This window comes from Loktanella sp. M215, from assembly GCF_021735925.1.
Lineage (GTDB): Bacteria > Pseudomonadota > Alphaproteobacteria > Rhodobacterales > Rhodobacteraceae > Loktanella.
The window spans coordinates 29,922-48,524 of record NZ_WMEA01000001.1 but is presented as its reverse complement, the minus strand read 5'-3'; the positions used below and the strand labels follow the sequence as shown (position 1 = coordinate 48,524).

20 protein-coding genes and 1 pseudogene are annotated in these 18,603 nt (G+C 67.9%); 6 read left to right on the top strand and 15 right to left on the bottom strand.

Annotated features, from left to right (window positions below; translation table 11 throughout):
* Positions 1-50 precede the first annotated feature (50 nt).
* The 4 genes from pdeM to smpB form a co-directional block, all read right to left on the bottom strand.
* Positions 51-749: a ligase-associated DNA damage response endonuclease PdeM gene (pdeM, locus tag GLR48_RS00255; protein WP_237057658.1), complete on the bottom strand. Its 699-nt coding sequence runs from the start codon at positions 747-749 to the stop codon at positions 51-53.
* Between the two features lie 105 nt (positions 750-854).
* A complete protein-coding gene (locus tag GLR48_RS00250; protein WP_237057657.1) occupies positions 855-2,039 on the bottom strand; it encodes an amino acid aminotransferase in 1,185 nt (394 codons plus the stop codon).
* 22 nt (positions 2,040-2,061) lie between these two features.
* A complete protein-coding gene (sseA, locus tag GLR48_RS00245) occupies positions 2,062-2,928 on the bottom strand; it encodes a 3-mercaptopyruvate sulfurtransferase (protein ID WP_237057656.1) in 867 nt (288 codons plus the stop codon).
* Positions 2,929-2,994: 66 nt separating this feature from the next.
* Positions 2,995-3,468, bottom strand: a complete 474-nt coding sequence (gene smpB / locus GLR48_RS00240; protein WP_237064265.1) for an SsrA-binding protein SmpB — start codon at positions 3,466-3,468, stop codon at positions 2,995-2,997.
* Positions 3,469-3,562: 94 nt separating this feature from the next.
* Here smpB and GLR48_RS00235 point away from each other — a divergent pair, with 94 nt between their 5' ends.
* Positions 3,563-3,991 carry an ion channel gene (locus GLR48_RS00235; protein ID WP_237057655.1) on the top strand — a complete coding sequence of 143 codons (429 nt, stop codon included), beginning with the start codon at positions 3,563-3,565 and terminating at the stop codon, positions 3,989-3,991.
* The gene (locus tag GLR48_RS00230; protein ID WP_237057654.1) at positions 3,988-5,166 is read left to right on the top strand and encodes a winged helix-turn-helix domain-containing protein; all 1,179 of its coding nucleotides are present in this window, start codon (positions 3,988-3,990) and stop codon (positions 5,164-5,166) included. Before GLR48_RS00235 ends, GLR48_RS00230 begins: the two co-directional genes overlap by 4 nt.
* Before the next feature lie 44 nt (positions 5,167-5,210).
* Here GLR48_RS00230 and GLR48_RS00225 read toward each other — a convergent pair whose 3' ends face one another.
* Both GLR48_RS00225 and dapA read right to left on the bottom strand, forming a co-directional pair.
* Positions 5,211-5,720 (bottom strand): metal-dependent hydrolase, encoded by a 510-nt coding sequence (locus GLR48_RS00225; RefSeq protein ID WP_237057653.1) that lies wholly within the window; start codon positions 5,718-5,720, stop codon positions 5,211-5,213.
* Positions 5,721-5,736: 16 nt separating this feature from the next.
* Positions 5,737-6,609: a 4-hydroxy-tetrahydrodipicolinate synthase gene (gene dapA / locus GLR48_RS00220; protein WP_237057652.1), complete on the bottom strand. Its 873-nt coding sequence runs from the start codon at positions 6,607-6,609 to the stop codon at positions 5,737-5,739.
* A 157-nt stretch (positions 6,610-6,766) separates the two neighbouring features.
* Between dapA and GLR48_RS00215 the strand changes: the two genes are divergently transcribed.
* The gene (locus GLR48_RS00215; protein WP_237057650.1) at positions 6,767-9,088 is read left to right on the top strand and encodes a lytic transglycosylase domain-containing protein; all 2,322 of its coding nucleotides are present in this window, start codon (positions 6,767-6,769) and stop codon (positions 9,086-9,088) included.
* A 108-nt stretch (positions 9,089-9,196) separates the two neighbouring features.
* Here the strand turns inward: GLR48_RS00215 and GLR48_RS00210 are convergent, their stop codons facing one another.
* The 3 genes from GLR48_RS00210 to mnmD form a co-directional block, all read right to left on the bottom strand.
* Entirely contained in the window at positions 9,197-10,228 is a 1,032-nt protein-coding gene (locus GLR48_RS00210; RefSeq protein WP_237057648.1) for a sensor histidine kinase, read from the bottom strand.
* 126 nt (positions 10,229-10,354) lie between these two features.
* The gene (locus GLR48_RS00205) at positions 10,355-11,233 is read right to left on the bottom strand and encodes a DMT family transporter (protein WP_237057646.1); all 879 of its coding nucleotides are present in this window, start codon (positions 11,231-11,233) and stop codon (positions 10,355-10,357) included.
* Entirely contained in the window at positions 11,233-11,913 is a 681-nt protein-coding gene (gene mnmD, locus GLR48_RS00200) for a tRNA (5-methylaminomethyl-2-thiouridine)(34)-methyltransferase MnmD (RefSeq protein WP_237057643.1), read from the bottom strand. Before mnmD ends, GLR48_RS00205 begins: the two co-directional genes overlap by 1 nt.
* 48 nt (positions 11,914-11,961) lie before the next feature.
* On the opposite strand from mnmD, the gene GLR48_RS00195 reads away from it, so the two are divergent.
* Both GLR48_RS00195 and GLR48_RS00190 read left to right on the top strand, forming a co-directional pair.
* Positions 11,962-12,999: an NAD(P)/FAD-dependent oxidoreductase gene (locus GLR48_RS00195; RefSeq protein WP_237057642.1), complete on the top strand. Its 1,038-nt coding sequence runs from the start codon at positions 11,962-11,964 to the stop codon at positions 12,997-12,999.
* Positions 13,000-13,192: 193 nt separating this feature from the next.
* On the top strand, positions 13,193-13,588 hold the full coding sequence (locus tag GLR48_RS00190) for a VOC family protein (RefSeq protein ID WP_237057641.1): 396 nt from the start codon (positions 13,193-13,195) through the stop codon (positions 13,586-13,588).
* Here GLR48_RS00190 and GLR48_RS00185 read toward each other — a convergent pair.
* A complete protein-coding gene (locus GLR48_RS00185) occupies positions 13,585-14,115 on the bottom strand; it encodes an NADPH-dependent FMN reductase (protein ID WP_237057640.1) in 531 nt (176 codons plus the stop codon). The genes GLR48_RS00190 and GLR48_RS00185 overlap by 4 nt on opposite strands.
* Before the next feature lie 126 nt (positions 14,116-14,241).
* Here GLR48_RS00185 and GLR48_RS00180 point away from each other — a divergent pair, with 126 nt between their 5' ends.
* Positions 14,242-15,879: a thiamine pyrophosphate-binding protein gene (locus tag GLR48_RS00180; protein WP_237057639.1), complete on the top strand. Its 1,638-nt coding sequence runs from the start codon at positions 14,242-14,244 to the stop codon at positions 15,877-15,879.
* A 78-nt stretch (positions 15,880-15,957) separates the two neighbouring features.
* Here the strand turns inward: GLR48_RS00180 and GLR48_RS00175 are convergent, their stop codons facing one another.
* The 5 genes and pseudogenes from GLR48_RS00175 to GLR48_RS00155 form a co-directional block, all read right to left on the bottom strand.
* Positions 15,958-16,416 carry a cupin domain-containing protein gene (locus tag GLR48_RS00175; RefSeq protein WP_237057638.1) on the bottom strand — a complete coding sequence of 153 codons (459 nt, stop codon included), beginning with the start codon at positions 16,414-16,416 and terminating at the stop codon, positions 15,958-15,960.
* Between the two features lies 1 nt (position 16,417).
* Positions 16,418-17,027 (bottom strand): annotated as a pseudogene (gene cobO, locus GLR48_RS00170) (cob(I)yrinic acid a,c-diamide adenosyltransferase).
* A gap of 20 nt (positions 17,028-17,047) precedes the next feature.
* Positions 17,048-17,764: an LrgB family protein gene (locus GLR48_RS00165; protein WP_237057637.1), complete on the bottom strand. Its 717-nt coding sequence runs from the start codon at positions 17,762-17,764 to the stop codon at positions 17,048-17,050.
* Complete coding sequence (locus GLR48_RS00160; protein ID WP_237057636.1) at positions 17,761-18,102, bottom strand: CidA/LrgA family protein; 342 nt, start codon at positions 18,100-18,102, stop codon at positions 17,761-17,763. The genes GLR48_RS00165 and GLR48_RS00160 overlap by 4 nt, the downstream gene beginning before the upstream one ends.
* Positions 18,099-18,593 carry a GNAT family N-acetyltransferase gene (locus GLR48_RS00155; protein WP_237057634.1) on the bottom strand — a complete coding sequence of 165 codons (495 nt, stop codon included), beginning with the start codon at positions 18,591-18,593 and terminating at the stop codon, positions 18,099-18,101. The genes GLR48_RS00160 and GLR48_RS00155 overlap by 4 nt, the downstream gene beginning before the upstream one ends.
* Positions 18,594-18,603 lie beyond the last annotated feature (10 nt).

Below are 18,603 nucleotides of genomic sequence, written 5' to 3'. Positions count from 1 at the left end.
TGACGCCCGAAGGCGCCCCGCCCACCGTCCCCTGAGGGGCGGGTGGGGCGCTACTGCTTGCTGTGGCGCAGGCGCCGCGACGGCGCTGCGGACGTTGACCGGGCGAGCGGCACGCAGAGCGCGCGGTGCCCTGTCAGGATCGCCACGGTCTGTCCGGTGAAGAGGCGGGCGAGGACGGGGTCCGTCGCCCGCAGGCCGCCGGTATAGGCACCAAACGCGGGCAGGATCAGGCGGGTGCCGTCGGTGAGGAAGCAGGCGCGCGCGCCGCCCGCGCCGGGGATGGCGTGTTTCGGGTGGTAATGTCCCGAGATTTCCAGCGCGGTGTGGCTTGCGATGTGGCGGAACGTCAGACCGCCGTCGGTGTGGACGGCCAGGTGGGTCCCGCCAAAGGTCAGCGGACCCGGATCGTGGTTCCCTTCGAGCCAGAGCCAGCGGCGCCCGGCCTGCAGGCTGGCGAGGGTGTCCGTGTCGGTGGGCGAGAGGCTTTCGGCGGCCATCAGGTCGTCGAAGCTGTCGCCGAGGCAAAGAACGGTCTCTGGTGCCATCAAGGCGATATCATGCGCCAGTTTCGAGAGGGTCTCCTGAGTCTCGTAGGGCGGCAGCATTTGTCCGGAGCGGCGCGCGATCCGGTCCGACTTGCACAGGTGCATGTCCGAGATGCAGAGCAGGCGGCGGTCGGCCCACCAGAGCGCGCCCGACGGCAGGGCCGTCAGGCGGTGTTCACCAAATGTAAAGGAATGACTGTTCATGATCCGTTCTAGAGCGGATGTGCAGGAGGATTCAAACGCGACGCCCGCGCGTCGGGCCGCATACAAGGGGTGGTGCGGACCCGCCTGTCGGGCGGGCCCGGTTCGTCAGATACCGGCGTCGACGATGGCCTGCGCCAGAATCGGCACGGTCTGGGCGTTCAGGCCGGCGATGTTCATGCGGCTGTCGCTGACCATGTAGATGCCGTGGTCGGCGCGCAGCGTCTCGACCTTGTCTTCGGTCGTGCCGAGGCGGCTGAACATGCCGCGGTGGTCCGCGATGAAATCGAAGCGGTCGTCGTTGGACAGACGGCGCAGCTCGTCCGCGAGCTGTTGGCGCAGGTCGAGCATGGTGTTGCGGGTGTCTTCCAGTTCCGCCTCCCAGTCGGCGCGCAGGGCGGGGTCGGTCAGGATCGTGGTGACGACACGGGCACCGTGATCGGGCGGGAAGGAGTAGTTCTGACGGTTCAGGAAGTTGAGGTTGGCCTGCGTCAGCTTTGCCTCGGCCTCGTCGCGGGCGATGCCCATCAGGATGCCGGTCCGCTCGCGGTAGATGCCGAAGTTCTTGGAACACGACGCTGCGATCATCAGGTTCGGGAAGGCGCTCGCGATCTTGCGGGTGGCGGCGGCGTCTTCTTCCAGCCCGTCGCCAAAGCCCTGATAGGCCACGTCGACCAGCGGCACGGCCTTTGCGTCCTGCAGGGTCTTGATGATGGTGTCCCACTGGTCCGCCGTCGGGTTGGCGCCGGTCGGGTTGTGACAGCAGCCGTGCAGCAGGACGACGTCGCCCTCGGCCACGGTGCCCAGATCGGCGATCATGCCGTCGAAATCGACGCCGCGCGTGGCCTCGTCAAAGTAGCGGTATTCACGGACCTTCATGCGGAGGAACTTGATGATCGACGGGTGGTTCGGCCAGGTCGGGTTGCTGATCCAGACGGTCGCCTCGGGCGCGGCGAGCTTGACCATTTCCAGCGCCTGACGGATCGCACCGGTGCCACCGGGGGTCGCGATGGCGGCGATGCGGTCGCGGGGCAGGGTGTCCGACAGCAGCAGGTCGATCATCGCGTCGGCAAAGGCCGGATCACCGGCCAAGCCCACGTAGGCCTTGGTGGTCTGGTCGGCGACGAGGCGGCGTTCTGCCTCTTTCACCGCGCGCATGACCGGCGTGTTGCCGCTGGCGTCCTTGTAGACGCCGACGCCAAGGTCGATCTTGTCGTCGCGGGGGTCCGCCTTGTAGGTCTGCATCAGGGACAGGATCTTGTCGGCGGGTTGCGCCTTGAGCGTCTGGAACATCGCGGGTTTCCTTAGGGCCTGTTCAGTCGGCAGGGCCGGTTGCAATGGGAAGGTCGGGATACATGCCCCATTCGGACCATGACCCGTCGTAAAGCGCGTGGTCGGTATTGCCGATCCGTTCCAGCGCCAGATTGATGATCGCCGCGGTCACGCCGGACCCGCAGGTGGTGATGACCGGTCTGGTCAGATCGGCACCGGCCTCGGCAAAGACCTTTTGCAGGGCGGGGACGGGTTTCATCGTGCCGTCGGCGTTCAGCAGCGTCGCGTAATGCACGTTGCGCGCGCCGGGGATATGGCCGCTGCGCAGGCCGGCGCGGGGTTCCTTTTCCGCGCCCGTGAAGCGGCCCGGGCCGCGCGCGTCGAGGATCGTGTGATCGCCGAGCTTGGCCGCGCGGGCCACCTGTGTCACGTCGCGCACCATCTGGTTCTGGCGGCTGGTGGTCATGTGGCGGTCGCGGATGACGGGGGGCATGTCCTCGGTCTCGCGTCCCTCGGCCAGCCATTTTTTCAGGCCACCGTCGAGGACCGCGACGTCGCGCTTGCCCATCAGGCGGAACAGCCACCAGACGCGGGCGGCGGAAAACAGGCCCGTGCTGTCGTAGACCACGACCTGATGGCCGTCGCCCACGCCCATGGCACGCATGCGGGACATGAATTTTTCGGTCGCGGGGGCCATGTGGGGCAGTTCGGACCGGGCGTCGCTGATCTCGTCGATGTCAAAGAAGCGGGCACCGGGGATATGGGTGTCTTTATATTCGGCGCGCCCGTCGCGGCCCGCGTCCGGCATGTGCCACGAGGCGTCGAGCAGGCGCAGGTCGGGATCGTTCAGGTGGGCGGCCAGCCAGTCGGTGCTGACCAGCGTGTGCGGATCGTCGGACGTTTCTGGCATGGCGCACCTCTGCTGCGGATCGGCTCCTGCCTAGCGCAGCGCTTGGTCCAGCACAAGTTCCGGCGATCAGTCGTGCGTCTTGAGGATGCGCTGTTTCTGCCGCGCCCAGTCGCGTTTCGCGTCAGAGGCGCGCTTGTCGTGGTTTTTCTTGCCCTTGGCGATGGCGATCTTCAGCTTCACCAACCCGCGGTCGTTGAAGTACATGACCAGCGGGACAAGGGTCATGCCCTCGCGCTTGGTCGCGTTCCACAGGCGGGCGAGTTCGCGGGATTTCACCAGCAGCTTGCGCTTGGCGCGTGCCTCGTGCCCGAACATGGCCTGTTCGTAGGGCGCGATATAGCTGTTGGTCAGCCAGAGTTCGCCGTTGTCCACGGAGGCATAGCTGTCGGCAATGTTCGACTGGCCCACGCGGAGGGATTTGACCTCTGATCCGTGCAGGATGATGCCGACCTCCAGATCCTCCTGGATCTCGAAATCATAACGGGCGCGCCGGTTTTCGGCGACGACCTTGTAGTTCTTGTTGTCGGATTTGCTGGCCATGCGCCCGATGTAGGACAGGCAGCGGTGCTGCACAAGACGGCTGGCCGATCGGTGCGCCGGTGCTAAGGTCGCCGCGACCCGCAAAGGATGACCCATGCTGATCCAGATTGCCCTTGGCAGCGCGTTGGTGCTGATCTCGATCCTGATCGCGGGGGGCAGCTATTGGGTGATGGAACTGGTGCTGCACCGGCTGCATCCGTGGCTGGCGCGTCGGCCGCACCGGCCCAAGCTGGCGCTGGTGCTGAGCATGACGGCGATCTGGGTGCTGGCGCAGATGACCGTGGGTGTGTGGATCTGGGCGCTGGCCTTGCGCGGGCTGGAGATTTTCGGGACGCTGGAGGAAGCGGTCTATTTCGCGCTGGTGGCCTTCACCACGCTGGGGTTGGGCGACGTGCTGCTGCCGCAGGACTGGCGGTTGCTGGCGGGGATGGCGGCGACGAACGGGCTTTTGAACATCGGGCTGACGACGGCGCTGATGCTGGACAGCCTGCGCAGCATCCGCGCCGGGCAGATGGCGCCATGAGCGTGTCGGTGCTGGCGAACGATGCCGCGCGGCGGGTATTTCTGGACCGTCACGGTCTGGGGCGTGACGCGGGGCAGAGTGCGGGGGCGGTGATCGCGGATCTGGGATTCGTGCAGGTGGACAGCGTGAACACCTTTGCCCGCGCCCATGACCTGATCCTGTGGGCACGTCATGGGCGGTATCGGCCAGAGGCGCTGGACCGGCTGCTGGCCCGCGACCGGGCCGTGTTCGAACATTGGACCCACGATGCCGCCGTGATCCCGATGGACCTGTGGCCGCACTGGCGGCTGCGGTTCGCCCGCGATGCAGCAAGGCTGGAGAGCCGGTGGGAGATCGACCGGCCCGCGGGCTTTGGCGGGCAGGTGGACACGGTGCTGCGCCAGATCGCGGACCACGGCGCCTGCACCTCTGGCGAGGTGGGGGTGGACGAGGTGCGCAGCGGCGGTGGCTGGTGGGAGTGGCATCCCAGCAAGACCGCGCTGGAATATCTGTGGCGCAGCGGTCAGGTCTCTGTCCTGCGGCGCGACGGGTTCCGCAAGGTCTATGACCTGACCGAGCGGGTGATTCCGGATGCCGTGCGCGCGGTACCAGGCGATGCGGCGGCGACGATCGACTGGCTCTGCGGTGCGGCCCTCGACCGGCTGGGATTCGCCACCAGCGGCGAAATCGCGGCCTTCTGGGCCGTGGTGACGCCCGCCGAGGCGCGCGACTGGTGTCAGGCGGCGCTGGCCGCGAGCGAGGCGATCCCGCTGGACGTGACGGGGCACGACGGCAAACGGCGGCGCTGCATCGTGCGGGCGGATGTGGCCGACACGGTGCCGGACGTGCCCGGTCGGGTGAGGATCCTGTCGCCTTTCGATCCCGCCCTGCGGGATCGCAAACGGGCGGAGTGGTTGTTCGGGTTTCATTACCGGATCGAGATCTTCGTGCCCGCGCCCCGGCGCAGGTATGGCTATTACGTTTTTCCGGTCTGGGAAGGCACAGGTGCCATCGGACGCATCGACATGGCCCGGCAGGGCGCGGTGCTGGCGGTCCGCGCCTTCTGGCCGGAGGCGGGTGTTGCAATGGGGCAGGGGCGATTGGCGCGGTTGCAGGCGGAACTGGCGCGGGCCGCGCGGTTCGGCGGTTGCGAGACCGTGGATTATGCAGAGGGTTGGCTGCGGAACGGGGGGTGACGCTGTTTGCGGGCAAGCCCGCAAAGGCGCCCCACCCCCCGTCCCTAGGCTTGCGTGGCGTTGCGCGTGCCGCGCGTTTGCCACGCGACGACGCACGCGGTGATGCAGATCGCGAACTCGACCGCGAAGGTCCAGTGAAAGATGAAATTCCACACCCACCAGTCGAAGCGGGCGGGCACCTCGACCACGTTGAGATGCAGATCCGAGAATGGACGCAGCCAGAAGATCGTCGCGGCGAAGCTGTCCATCGCCATGTGCAGCAGCAGGCAGATCAGGCCCGTGCCGATGAGGGTCTGCGCCGCAGCCCGCCTGCGGCCCCATGGCAGCAGGACCGCCGCAAGGGCGAGGGCCACCCAGAACAGGGGCCAGTGGGTCACGTAGGCATGATGCTCGGTCTGGCGGTGGTCGACCAAATAGAACCACAGCAGGTCGGCGTCGGGCAGCACGGAACAGATCAGGGCGACCGCGAGCAGCCTGCCCCACTGGTCACGGGGCAGTCGCGGCCGCAGGGCCCGCGTCGCGAGGTAACCGGCTGGGAGATGCGCGATGAACACGCGACCCTCGGCCAGATCAGTTCAGCAGGCCGGCGTGGACCATGCCGGCGCGGATCCGGTCCTTGACCGGGTCGGTCAGGCCGACCAGCGGGGGGCGCACATCGGCGTTGCCGTGGCCCAGCAGGGACAGGCCGTATTTCGCACCGACGAGGCCCGGTTCGAGGAAGATCGCCTCGTGCAGGGGCATCAGGCGGTCGGTGATGTCCAGTGCCGTGGCGTAGTCGCCGGCGAGCGTGGCCACTTGCATCTGGGCGCAGAGCGCCGGGGCCACGTTCGCGGTGACGGAGATGCATCCAACGCCGCCGTGGGCGTTGAAGCCGAGTGCCGTCGCATCCTCGCCCGACATCTGGACGAAGTCCGTGCCGCAGGTCATCCGCTGCTTGGGCACGCGGGACAAATCACCGGTGGCGTCCTTGACGCCCACGATCATCGGCAGCTTGGCGAGTTCGGCCATCGTCGCGACGCTCATGTCCACGGCGGAGCGGCCGGGGATGTTGTAGATCACGATCGGCAGGCCGCAATTGGCAGCAGCGGTGAAGTGCGCGATCAGGCCGTTCTGCGTTGGTTTGTTGTAGTAGGGTGTCACGACCAGCGCCGCGGCGGCGCCTGCGGCCTTGGCGGCCTGCACCAGACGCACGGTTTCGACGGTGTTGTTCGATCCCGCGCCCGCAATCACGGGCACGCGGCCTGCGGCGTGGTCGACCACGGTTTTCACGACCAGATCATGCTCTGCATGGGTCAGCGTCGGGCTTTCGCCTGTCGTGCCGACCGGGACCAGACCGTGTGTGCCCTGATCCACATGCCAGTCGACCAGCCGTTTCAGCCCGGCGAGGTCCACTTCTCCGTCCACGAAGGGGGTGACGAGGGCGACGTAAGAGCCTTTGAACATGGGGTCGAAGTCCTGTGAGAGGGGCATGGCCCGGTCGGGCCGCTGGAACGTGGCGGACCCTAGACGGGTTTGCGCGCAATGCCAAGATTGTGCGTTGCACGCACCCGTGCGACAGATACCATGCGATGACCCTTTTCCACAGACCCGGAACCCCCTGATGTCGTTCCCCGCCTTGCGCCGCCTTGCTGTCGCAGCCAGTCTTCTTGCCGCCCCGCTTCCGGGGCTGGCCCAGGTGACCGGCGACGACGTGGCCGCCGTGACATATGCCATGAAGCGTGATTTCCTGAACGCCTATGTCAAGGCCGGGGCCGATGACCGGGCGATCCGCGATCTGGTGACATGGCAGCGGCTGCGGTTCGGGGATGCGGCCTTTGCCGACTATATTGCCTTCGATGCGACCAACGCGGACTGGCCCGGTCAGGACACGTTACGCAGTGCGGGCGAGTTGCTGATCCCGGCGGGTTACGATCCCAAGGCGGTGGTCGGCTGGTTCAGCAAGACCGCGCCGATGACCGGAGAGGGTGCGGTGCGTCTGGCGCAGGCGCAGGCGGCGCTGGGTGATGCTGCTGCGGCACGCGCGACGGTGCGCGCCGCATGGACCGGCTTGTCGCTGACCGAGGGCGGTCAGGCTGCCTTGCTGGCGGCCTACGGCGTCGATCTGGCGGATCTGCACATGGCCCGCGCCGATGCGCTGCTGTGGCGCTGGCAGACGGCAGAGGCAGAGCGGATGCTGCCCCTGCTGGGGGCCGACGACAGCGCGCTGGTGCGGGCGCGGGTTGCGCTGATCCGCAAGGCGGGCAATCCCGATGCGGCGCTGGCGGCGGTGCCGGCGGCGCTGCGCAGCACGCCGGGGCTGCTGTACGACCGGTTCAACTGGCAGGCCAGCAAGGGCCGCCAGTCTGACGCCATGGCGATCCTGCAGGCGCAGTCGACCAGCGCAGAGGCGCTTAGGCAGCCGTGGCGCTGGGCCAGCTGGCGGCGGATGCTGGCGCGCTGGCAGATGCGCGAAGGCAAATATCAGGCGGCCTACGATCTCGCCTCGCGGCATTTTCTGAACCCCGCCGACAGTGCGGAATCCTACGCCGACCTCGAATGGTTGTCGGGCTACCTCAAGCTGCGGTACCTGCAGGATCCCGCGCAGGCGCTGGTGCATTTCGACCGCACCGCGGCCGAGGTGGACAGCCCGATTTCGCTGGGCCGGGCCGGATACTGGCAAGGCCGCGCGCTGGAGGCGTTGGGCCGTACCGAGGATGCCCGCGAAGCCTATGCGCGCGGGGCACAGAACCAGACGAGCTTCTACGGCTTGCTGGCGGCGGAGAAGCTGGGTGTGCCGCTCGATCCGTTCCTGACCGGCACGCAGGACGCGCGCAACTGGCAGGACGCACCCATCATGCGCGACGACATGGTGCGTGCGGGCATGGCGCTGCTGCAGGCGGGCGAGCGGGGCAAGGCGGTGCTGTTCTTTGCCGCCCTCGGCAAGCGGCTGGACGCGGACGACCTCTCACGCCTTGGTGCGGCGCTGGAGGCGCAGGACGAGACCTATTTCGAGGTGCTGCTGGGCAAGTCCGCCGCAGCGCGGGGACTGATCGTGCCGACAGTCTATTTCCCGATCCACGGGGTCGCGGATATGGACCTGCCGGTGCCCTCGGCGCTGGCGCTGTCCATCGCGCGGCGCGAGTCGGAGTTCAACGCGACCGTCGGCAGCCCGGTGGGCGCGCTGGGGCTGATGCAGCTGATGCCGGGCACCGCCAGGGACGTCGCGCGCAGCCTTGACCTGCCCTACGACAAGGCGCGTCTGACCGCCGACTGGCGTTACAACGCGACGCTGGGCAGCCGGTATCTGGCGGACCTTGAGGATCGTTTCGGCGACAGCCCGGTGCAGATCGCGGCGGGTTACAATGCCGGCCCCGGCCGGCCCCGCGATTGGATGAAGGAGCGCGGCGATCCGCGCACCGGCGAGGTCGACGTGATCGACTGGATCGAGATGATTCCGTTCCGCGAGACGCGCAATTATGTCCAGCGGGTGACGGAATCGATCCCGATCTACCGCGCGCGGCTGACCGGGCAGGCGGGGCAGGTCCGCTTTACCGACCTGCTGCGCGGCGAAAGCGCTGTGGTCCGTCCCGTGGCCCGCGCCGATGGCACGCTGGACCTGCCCGCACCGGTCACCGGGACGGAGGCGGTGCTGAACCCCGCCGCCGCCCTGCCGCGCCCGGTGCTGCGCCCGGTTGATCTGGCCGCCGGGGCGCTGCGGCAGGCCGCGCTGACGACCGCCGGGGTGCCGCCGATGCGTCCGAAAGCCAGACCCTCCGAACGTCTGGCCGTCGCGGCGGTGGCGCCTGCCACCGATGTCGGACCGCCGGCGATGACGGACGATCCCGAAACGATGACGACCCCGCCGTCCGCACCCGCCTCTGTCGCGATGACGAACGATGGACCGCGTCAGACCCTGCGCCCGGTGGTCCGTCCCGAGGGCTGAGACGACATGACCTGACGGTGCGGTATCACGCCGGCGGGGCAGGGGTGCAGCGCGGCTGCGGGCAATGGACGTGAGGATGCAAGAAGACAGGGACGGGGCAACGCCCGCCTAACGGGGCTGCTGGCTGTCGTGGACCTGATGGCTGTCGCAGACCAGTGCCCAATGCAGCCCCTCCGGGCGGTATGCGAGGGTCACGTCCGCCGCGAGCGCGCCTTCGACCATGCCCTGCAGCACGGTGCTGCCAAAGCCCTGACGCTGCGGCGGGACCACCTCTGGCCCGCCCGATTCGGTCCAGGACAGGGTCATCTTGTCGTCGACGATCTGCCAGGCGACGTCCAGACGCCCCTCTGGCGTCGAGAGCGCGCCGTATTTCGTCGCATTCGTGGCCAGTTCGTGCAGGGCCAGCCCGATCGGCTGGATCGCCTGAAACCGCAGCGGCAGATCCGGGCCGGAGATGGTGACCCGGTCCTGCGCACCATCGGTAAAGGGTTGCAGCTGTTCGCGCACCAGAGCGCCCAGCGCCACGCCACCGGCCCCGCGCGAGACCAGCAAATCCTGATTATGCGCCAGCGCCGCCATCCGGGCATTGAAGCGGGGCAGGAACTCCTCGATCGGGCCGCTGCGGGCGGTCATCCGCGCGATGCTTTGCACGACGGTCAGCAGGTTCTTCAGCCGGTGGTTCATTTCCTGCATCAGATCCTGCACCTGACGCTCTGCCGCCTTGTGGGCGGTCATGTCCATGATCGCGACCAGCCCCTTGACCGGCCTGCGCCCCTCGCCTTCGGGTTGGTCAAAGGTGACCTGCTTGCGCGCGCTCAGCCAGCGTTCGCTGCCGTCTGCGGTCATGACCCGGTGGACGACGTCGATGCAATCCGGCTGACCGGGGGACAGCATGGCGCTGACCTGCGCCTCGATCGCGGGGCGTTCGTCGGGATGGATGCGGCCGTGCAGCTCGTCTCTGGGAATGGGTCGGTGCGCGGGCAGGTCGAACAGCGTCGCGGCCCGGCGATCCAGCGTGATCGTGTCGTTCAAATAGTCGATGCTGCCCAGACCCAGCCCCGCAACGCGCACACCAAGGGGCAGCAGCGCGTCGGGTTCCGCAACGAAAGTCGGCAAAGAGGTATCGGCGGTCTGTGGCATCACTCTCGGAACACATGTCGAATTTAAATAAAGTTAAGCCGCTTTTGGTAGCCGCGCAATGTCAGCGCCCTGACCTGCTTCTATAATCCGCCAGTCCCGCCTGTCCGGCGGTGCGACGGCCCTATGTCATCCGACAACCGGCTGGACCCGGCGCGCCCGGATCAAGGTAAAGACACCGGCCGCCACGACGATGGCCGCACCGATGGCCACATGGGTCTGCAACGCCTCGCCAAAGACCGTGAGGCCGATCACGCTGGCAAAGACCAGTTGCAGATAGGCAAAGGGTTGCACGGCGCTCGCCTCGGCCACTTCGTAGCAGCGGATCAGCAGCCAGTGACCGGTGACGCCGGTGACGCACAGCGTGGCCATCCAGCCCCAGTCGGGGGCGGTCATCGGTTCCCAGAACCAGATGCCGATCAGGGTCATCGCGACCGCCCCGCTGACGCCGGTCCAGAAAAAGCTGGTGGCGGTGGTGTCCGCCCGCGCGACATAGCGCGTGAGCAAGCCGTAAAGCGCGAACATGCAGGCCGCCGCCAGCGGCAGCACGGCGGCGGGGGCAAAGACGGTGATCCCCGGTTCCAGAATGACCAGCACGCCGATAAACCCCACGCCGATCGCGACCCAGCGCCGCCAGCCGACGCCCTCGCCCAGCACCGGGCCGGACAGCGCCGCGACCAGCAGCGGGTAGCAGGCAAAGATCGCGTGGCTTTCCACCAGCCCAAGTGCGACGAACCCCAGCACCATGATGCAGATCTCTCCGGCCAGCAGCAGGCCGCGAAAGGCCTGCAGGACGGGCTGGGTGGTGGCGGCGGCGCGGCGGACCGATCCGGTTTTCGCCCGCGCGATGGCAATGACGAAGGCCGCGAAGAACCAGTAGCGGATCATCACGATCATCCAGACGTTGTATTCCCCCGCCAGATGCCGCGACAGCCCGTCCTGCACCGCAAAGACGAAGGTCGTGGCGATCATCAGGCCGATCCCCAGCCGCGTATTCGAGGTTTGCATCAGTGCTCCTTCGTGGCGACGGTCATGTGTCGCTTGGTGGCGAACCCCGGCACACGGGTCACGGTAAAGCCCGCGTCGGCCAGGCCTGCGCGCACATGGCCCGCGGCGGAATAGGTCGCGGCAGTGCCGCCGGGTGCTGTCCGGGCGGCGACCTGCGCCAGGATCTGCGGCGTCCAGAGGGCCGGGTTCTTGGCGGGCGAAAAGCCGTCGAGGAACCACGCATCCACGCAGACGTCCCACGCGGGCAGGCTGTCGGCCGCATCGCCCGCGATGATCCGCAGGGTAAAGTCGTCCCCTTGCGCATCCGCGACACGCGGCAACACCTGCACCGGCAGATCGGCAGCAAAGGGCGCCAGTGCTTTGGCCAGCGCCCCTGCGTCCAGCGGATAGGCCTCGAAACTGGTGAACTGCAGGCGCCCCGGCACGCCCGCGTCGCGGAACGCCTGCAGCGTCACGAGGAAGTTCAGCCCGGTGCCAAAGCCCAGCTCGCCTACGTGGAACCCGTCGTGGAACCGCTCGGGCAGGCCGTTTCCCGCCAGAAAGACGTGCCGGGTCTCGGCCAGCCCGCCTTGCAGGGAATAGAACGGATCGTCGAACTGCCGCGACACCGGCACGGCGCCAAATGGCGTCTCGCGCCAGTCAAGGGGGTGGCCCGCGGGGGCTGTGGTCTGGCCGGTCATGTCGCTTTGCCCTAAGGGATGGGCAACTTGTGGAACGCGGGGTGCACAATGGCAACGGCAGATGTGACGGTCATGGGGGCAGGGGTGTTCGGCCTGTCCATCGCCTGGGCCTGCCTGCAGCGCGGCGCGCGGGTGCATGTCATCGACCCGGCGGGCGTGGCGGCGGGGGCCTCCGGCGGCATCGTCGGTGCACTGGCCCCGCATGTCCCCGAACAATGGAACGCCAAGAAGGCCTTTCAGCGGGACAGCCTGCTGATGGCGCAGGGCTTCTGGGCGGCGGTCGAGGCGGCCTCCGGCCAGTCCACCGGCTACGTCCGCAGCGGGCGATTGCAACCGCTGGCCGACGAGGCCGCCGTGGCGCTGGCCCGCGCGCGGGCTGCCGGTGCGGCGGACCTCTGGCAGGGTCAGGCGATATGGGAGGTCGTGCCCGCGTCCGATCTGCCGTGGTCGCCGCCCAGCCCGACGGGTCTGGTGATCCACGACACGCTCTCGGCCCTGATCCATCCCCGACAGGCGACCCATGCGCTGGCCGCCGCGATCACGGCGCAGGGCGGTGTCGTGACGCGCGACGGCCAACCGCAAGGCGCAGTCGTCTGGGCCACCGGCGCCGCCGGCCTGGCCGAGATGACGGCGCAACACAGCCGCATGGTCGGCGCGGGGGTGAAGGGGCAGGCGGCGCTGCTGCGCCATGACGCGGCGGGTCAACCGCAGCTCTTTGCGGGCGGCCTGCACATCGTCCCGCATCTGGACGGCACCGTGGCGATCGGGTCGACCACCGAACGCGATTTCAGCGACGCCACGACGACCGACGACCAACTCGACGCCCTGATCGCACAGGCCCGCGCCGCCCTGCCGGCACTCGGCGCTGCCCCTGTCATCGCCCGCTGGGCCGGTGTCCGCCCCCGCAGCCGCAGCCGCGCGCCCATGATCGGCACACACCCGTTCCTCCCCGGCGCCTTCGTCGCCAACGGCGGGTTCAAGATCGGCTTCGGCATGGCCCCCAAGGTCGCAGCCGTCATGGCCGACCTGATCCTCGCCACCACAGATGCCATCCCCGAGGATTTCCGCCCGCAGGCGTCCCTCTGACTTCTTCTGGTCCCAAATACTTCGGGGGGCGTCCGCGTCAGCGGACGGGGGGCTGGCCCCCCAAGCCGATTTTTCTTGGAAAAATCTGCCGCTCTGGCCTCGCCCGACGGGATCAGTGCCGCAGCCCCGAATTGCAGCTGCGCGCCGGTCGTGCTCATCTGGGCCGCGCAAGAGCCATGACAAGGGGACAGACATGCCGCACCTGACTGCACTCGATCACCTCGTGCTGACCGTGGCCGACATCACCGCCACGGTCGCCTTTTATCGCGACGTGCTGGGGATGCAGGTGCAGACCTTTACACCCGCCGATGGCAGCACGCGAACGGCCCTGACGTTCGGCGCGCAGAAGATCAACCTGCATCCCGCCGCCCGCCCGTTCGATCCCAAGGCACGGCATCCCGCGCCGGGCAGCGCCGACCTGTGCTTTCTGACGGACACGCCGCTGGAAGGCTGGCAGGCCCACTTCGCGACGCAAGGCGTGACGGTGATCGCGGGTCCCGTCAATCGCACCGGGGCCATGGGTCCGATCCGCTCCCTCTACGTCCGCGACCCCGACGGCAACCTGATCGAGGTCGCGACGCGGGTCTAGGTCATGGCGCGCAGCGCCTCCATCTGGCGGCCCAGAAAATCGCGGTAGCTGTCGGCGATCAGGAGGCCATCGGCGTCGAAGGCGTCGTGGCTTTGCGCGACCAGCACCTCTGGTCCGTTCAGCACGCGGGCATCGAACGGCACGAGGCAGTGGCGCAGGGCATATTGCGCCCGCTCGCCACCGGACCGTCCGGCGCTCGCGGACATGATCGCCACGGGCTTGCCCGCCAGCGGGGTGGTCTTGATCCGGCTGATCCAGTCGAAGGCATTCTTCAGCGCGCCGGACACGCCCTTGTTGTATTCGGGCGTCGATATGATGATGGCATCGGCCTCGCCGATCTGGCGCGCAAGGGTCTGCACCGCCTCCGGCACGCCGCTCTCGGCCTCCAGATCGCCGTTGTACAGCGGCAAGTCGATGCTGGCGCGCGTATAGGTGTCGGCCCCGAACATCTCGGCCGCGTTCTGCAACAGGTGGGTGTTGGTCGAGGCGCGGCGCAGCGAGCCGGAGATACCGAGAAGGCGGGTCATGGGTCAGGTCTGTCCTTTGATGGGTCAACCCCGCCATCTAACCCGTGCGCTGTCCTTGCCAACCCGTCTTGCCCATCGGCGCCTGCGGCATCATGGTGCCCGGACAGCGGGCGAAGGACAAAAGACATGCGACACGGCGGACAGATCCTCAGCGATCAACTGGTGAAACTGGGGGTGCGGCGGGTATTTTCCGTGCCGGGCGAAAGCTTCCTCGCGGCCCTCGACGGTCTGTATGACAGCGGCATCCAGAACGTCGTCTGCCGTCAGGAAGGCGGTGCCGCCATGATGGCCGAGGCGCACGCCAAGCTGACAGGCCAACCGGGCGTCTGTTTCGTCACGCGCGGTCCGGGCGCCACCAACGCCAGCGCGGGGGTGCATGTTGCGATGCAGGACAGCACGCCGCTGGTGGTCTTCGTGGGCCAGATCGACAGCGGCCATGTCGACCGGGACACCTTTCAGGAGGTCGACTACAAGCAGATGTTCGGCGGGCTGGCCAAATGGGTGGCGCAGGTCAACGACACCGCGCGCCTGCCGGAATATATCGCGCGGGCCTTCCGCGTGGCCCTGTCGGGGCGTCCGGGCCCTGTCGTGCTGGCCCTGCCGGAAAACATGCTAAGCGCGCAGGCCGACGTGCCCGATTTCGCGGGCGTCTGGCGTACGCCTGCGGCACCCGCGTCATACGTCTGGGACCACCTGTTGCTGCGCCTGTCAGAGGCGCGCGCGCCTTTGATGGTCGTGGGTGGCCCGCACTGGTCAGCACAGGGGGCCACCGCACTGGGGGCCTTTGCCACGGCCGCACAGATCCCGGTGGCGACGGCGTTTCGCCGGCAGGACTACATTGACAATCGCCACGCCTGCTTTGCCGGTGACCTGAACGTGGGCGTCAATCCGCGGCTGGCCAAGCGGGTGCGCGACGCGGATTGCCTGCTGCTGGTCGGCACGCGGTTCGGCGATATCGAGACGCAGGGCTACACCCTCGTCGATCCCGCCGATCCGCAGAAGGTGATCCTGCACGTCCATGCGGACGCGGACGAGATCGGGCGCGTTTACGGGTCCGACCTCGGCGTCGTCTGTCCCGGCGACGTGGCCGTACTGGCGCTGCAGGACGCGCTGTCGCGGCAGGGGGCCTGGACCGGCTGGCCGGACGCCACAGCCGCCGCGCGGGCGGACTATGACCACTGGCAGACGCCCGTGGAAAGCCCCGGTGCGGTCAAGCAGGAACAGGTGATCCGCTGGCTGTCCGACACCCTGCCGGACGACGCCATCGTGACCAACGGCGCCGGCAACTATGCCGCCTGGCTGCACCGCTATTTCGCGTGGAAGCAATACGGCACGCAACTCGCCCCCACCTCCGGGTCGATGGGCTACGGCTTTCCGGCGGCGGTCGCGGCGGCGCTGGAGCATCCGGACCGCACGGTGGTCTGCCTTGCGGGCGACGGCTGTTTCCAGATGACCTGCAACGAGTTGTCGACGGCGGTGCAGCACGGGGCCGCGCCCATCGTCATCGTAATGAACAACGGCCGCTACGGCACAATTAGGATGCATCAGGAGCGCAGCTACCCGGGCCGTGTGTCCGGCACGGTGCTGGCCAACCCCGACTTTGCGGCACTGGCGCGGGCCTACGGCGGGTTTGGCGCGGTCGTGACGGAACAGGGGCAGTTCGCCGATGCCTTCGCGCAGGCGCAGGCCGCGGGGACGGTTGCGGTGATCGAGGTCAGACTGGACCCCCGGGTGCTGTCGCCAGGTGCGTCGTTGCCGGAGTAGCCGATTTTTCGTCGAAAAATCGGGGTGGGGCGCTGCCCCACACCCCGAAGTATTTGCGACCAGAAGAAGGGGGAGGCGTCAGGCGCCGTGATAGGGGGCGGTCTTTGTAACCGTGCCGCTGGCGTCCCGGTAGGTCTTGAGGCCGTCGCGGATCGTCACGGTCTCTGCGGTCAGGGGGTAGGTCACCATGTCGTCGCCGGACCGGGTGCCGATGACCAGATAGCTCGCCGCGGCCGCACCATCGTTGCGCAGACAGTGACCGACCGCTGTGCCCGCCTTGAAGCAGGCGGTGTCGCCGGGCTGCATCACCGTTTCCGTCGCGCCCTCGACCAGCGTCACCGTGCCGGTCAGCAGGTGCATCATCTCATCCTCTGCGCTGTGCCAGTGCAGGATCGAGGAGGCGGAGCCCACTGGCAGCGTCTCGATGAAGGCGCCGAACTGGGTCAGGTTGCCTGTATCCGACAGCAAGTCGGCTGTGTAGGGGCCGCAGACGCCATCGCCGGTCTCGCGCCGGGCCGTGCCGCTGCGGATCAGCATGTCAGAATTCCACCCCGATCTGTGCCTTGATGCCGGACCGGAAGGGGTGCTTGACCAGTTCCATTTCCGTGACCAGGTCCGCGATCTCGATCAGGTCGTCGTGGGCGTTGCGCCCGGTCAGCACTGACATGGGTCATCGGGGGCTTTTCGTCGCGCAGGAAGGCCACGACCTCGTGCACGTCGACGTAGTCGTAGCGGATCGCGATGTTGATCTCGTCCAGCAGGACCATCGTGTTGGTCGCGTCGCGGATCAGGTCCTTGGCCTTGGCCCAGGCGGCCTGCGCCATTTCGGTGTCGCGGGACTTATCCTGGGTTTCCCAGGTGAAGCCTTCGCCCATCGTGTGGAAGGCGCAGATGTCGGTGAACTTTGCCAGGATCAGGTCGCGCTCGCCGGTGCTCATTCCGCCCTTGATGAACTGCACAACGGCGCATTTCATGTCATGGGCGATGCAGCGAAAGATCATGCCGAAGGCCGCCGAGGACTTGCCCTTGCCCTTGCCCGTATGGACGATGATCAGGCCCTTTTGGTCGGTCTTGGTCGCCATGATCTTGTCGCGGGCGGCCTTCTTCTTGGCCATCTTCATCGCGTGGCGGTCGGGATCATCGGTCATAACATCCTCCGTTTCAGGTCTTAGTAGGTGCCGATCAGCCACGGCGCAAGCAAGGGCGCCAGCAGCGCCGTCAGAAGGGCGTTCAGGCCCATGCCGACGCCGGCGAAGGCGCCAGCCGTCTCGTTCACCTGAAAGGCCCGGGCGGTGCCGATCCCGTGGCTGGCCACCCCCAGCGCAAAGCCGCGCGCGCGGTAATCGGTGATGCGCAGGGCGTTAAACAGGGGCGTGGCCACGATTGCGCCGGTGATGCCCGTGGCGATGACCAGCACGGCCGTCAGGCTGGGCTGTCCGCCGATCGCCTCTGACACGCCAAGCGCCACCGGGGCGGTCGCCGATTTCGGCAGCAGGGACAGCAAGGTCGCGTGATCGACGCCCAATGCGCTGGCGATCAGGACCGCGCTGGCCATCGCGGTCAGCGATCCCGCGGCAAGGGCCGCCAGCATCGGCAGCGCACTGCTGCGCACCAGCGCGAGGTTGGTGTAAAGCGGGACCGCCAGTGCCACGGTGGCCGGCCCCAGCATGAAGTGGACGAACTGCGCGCCCTCGAAATAAGTCTCATAGCTGGTGCCGGTCAGCCGCAGCAGCACCGCCAGCAGTGCGACCGCCAGCAGCACCGGGTTCAGCACCGGCTTGCGGCCCGAGGCGCGAAAGGCGCTGTCGCCCAGCCCGTAGGCGATCAGGGTCAGCGTCAGCCACAGCAGCGGCCCCTCTGCGAGATAGGACCAGAGCTCGGTCATCGCCGCACCAGCCGGGCCACGCCCAGGAAGGTGCCGACGCCCGCGAGGATCGCCAGCACGGTGGATCCGACGATGGCCACCCCAAGGGCCGGTCCTTGCGTCCCGAAGGTGTCGAGGTGCCCGACGACACCCACACCCGCCGGCACGAAGAGAAGCGACAGGTTCGCCAGCAGCACCCGCGCGGTGGGCGTGATCGCCGCAAGCCGCGGCACGGCGAGCAGCGCCACAAACAGCAGCGCCATGCCGATCACCGGACCGGGCAGGGGCAGGTGCAGAGCGCGGGCCGCGACCTCTCCGATCAGTTGGAACGCCAGCAGGACGGTCAGATGCCGGGTCATGGTGCGGTGTCCATGACGTAGGTGATCGACGTCGATCGGTCATAGCCGGGGTGGGCCGTGCGGCCTGCCTCGCGGAACCCCAAGTGCTGGAAAGTCGCCTGATTTTCCACAAGCTCCACGCGGGTCTGCAGGGTCAAGGTGGCAAAGCCCAGCCGCCGCGCCCGTGCCGCCGCCGTATCCACCATGACGCGCGCCAGCCCTCGGCCTCGCGCGGTGGCCGAGACGGCCAGCTTGCCCAGATAAAGCGTCCCGACCTGTGGCGTCAGCACCATGCAGGCTGCGGGCGGTGCGCCGATCGCCCAGACCTCCCGGTCGATGCGGCGCAGGTCAGACAGTGTCAGATGCAACATGGATGACGGCGGATCGATCCGACCGGCCATGCCGGCAAAGGCGGTGCGGATCAGGTCCAGCACCGCAGGCAGGCGGGGATCGTCGGGCGAGAGCAGTTGCGGAATTGTCGCGGCGGCGGTGGATTGCATGGGATCGGGCATCGCGGACTCT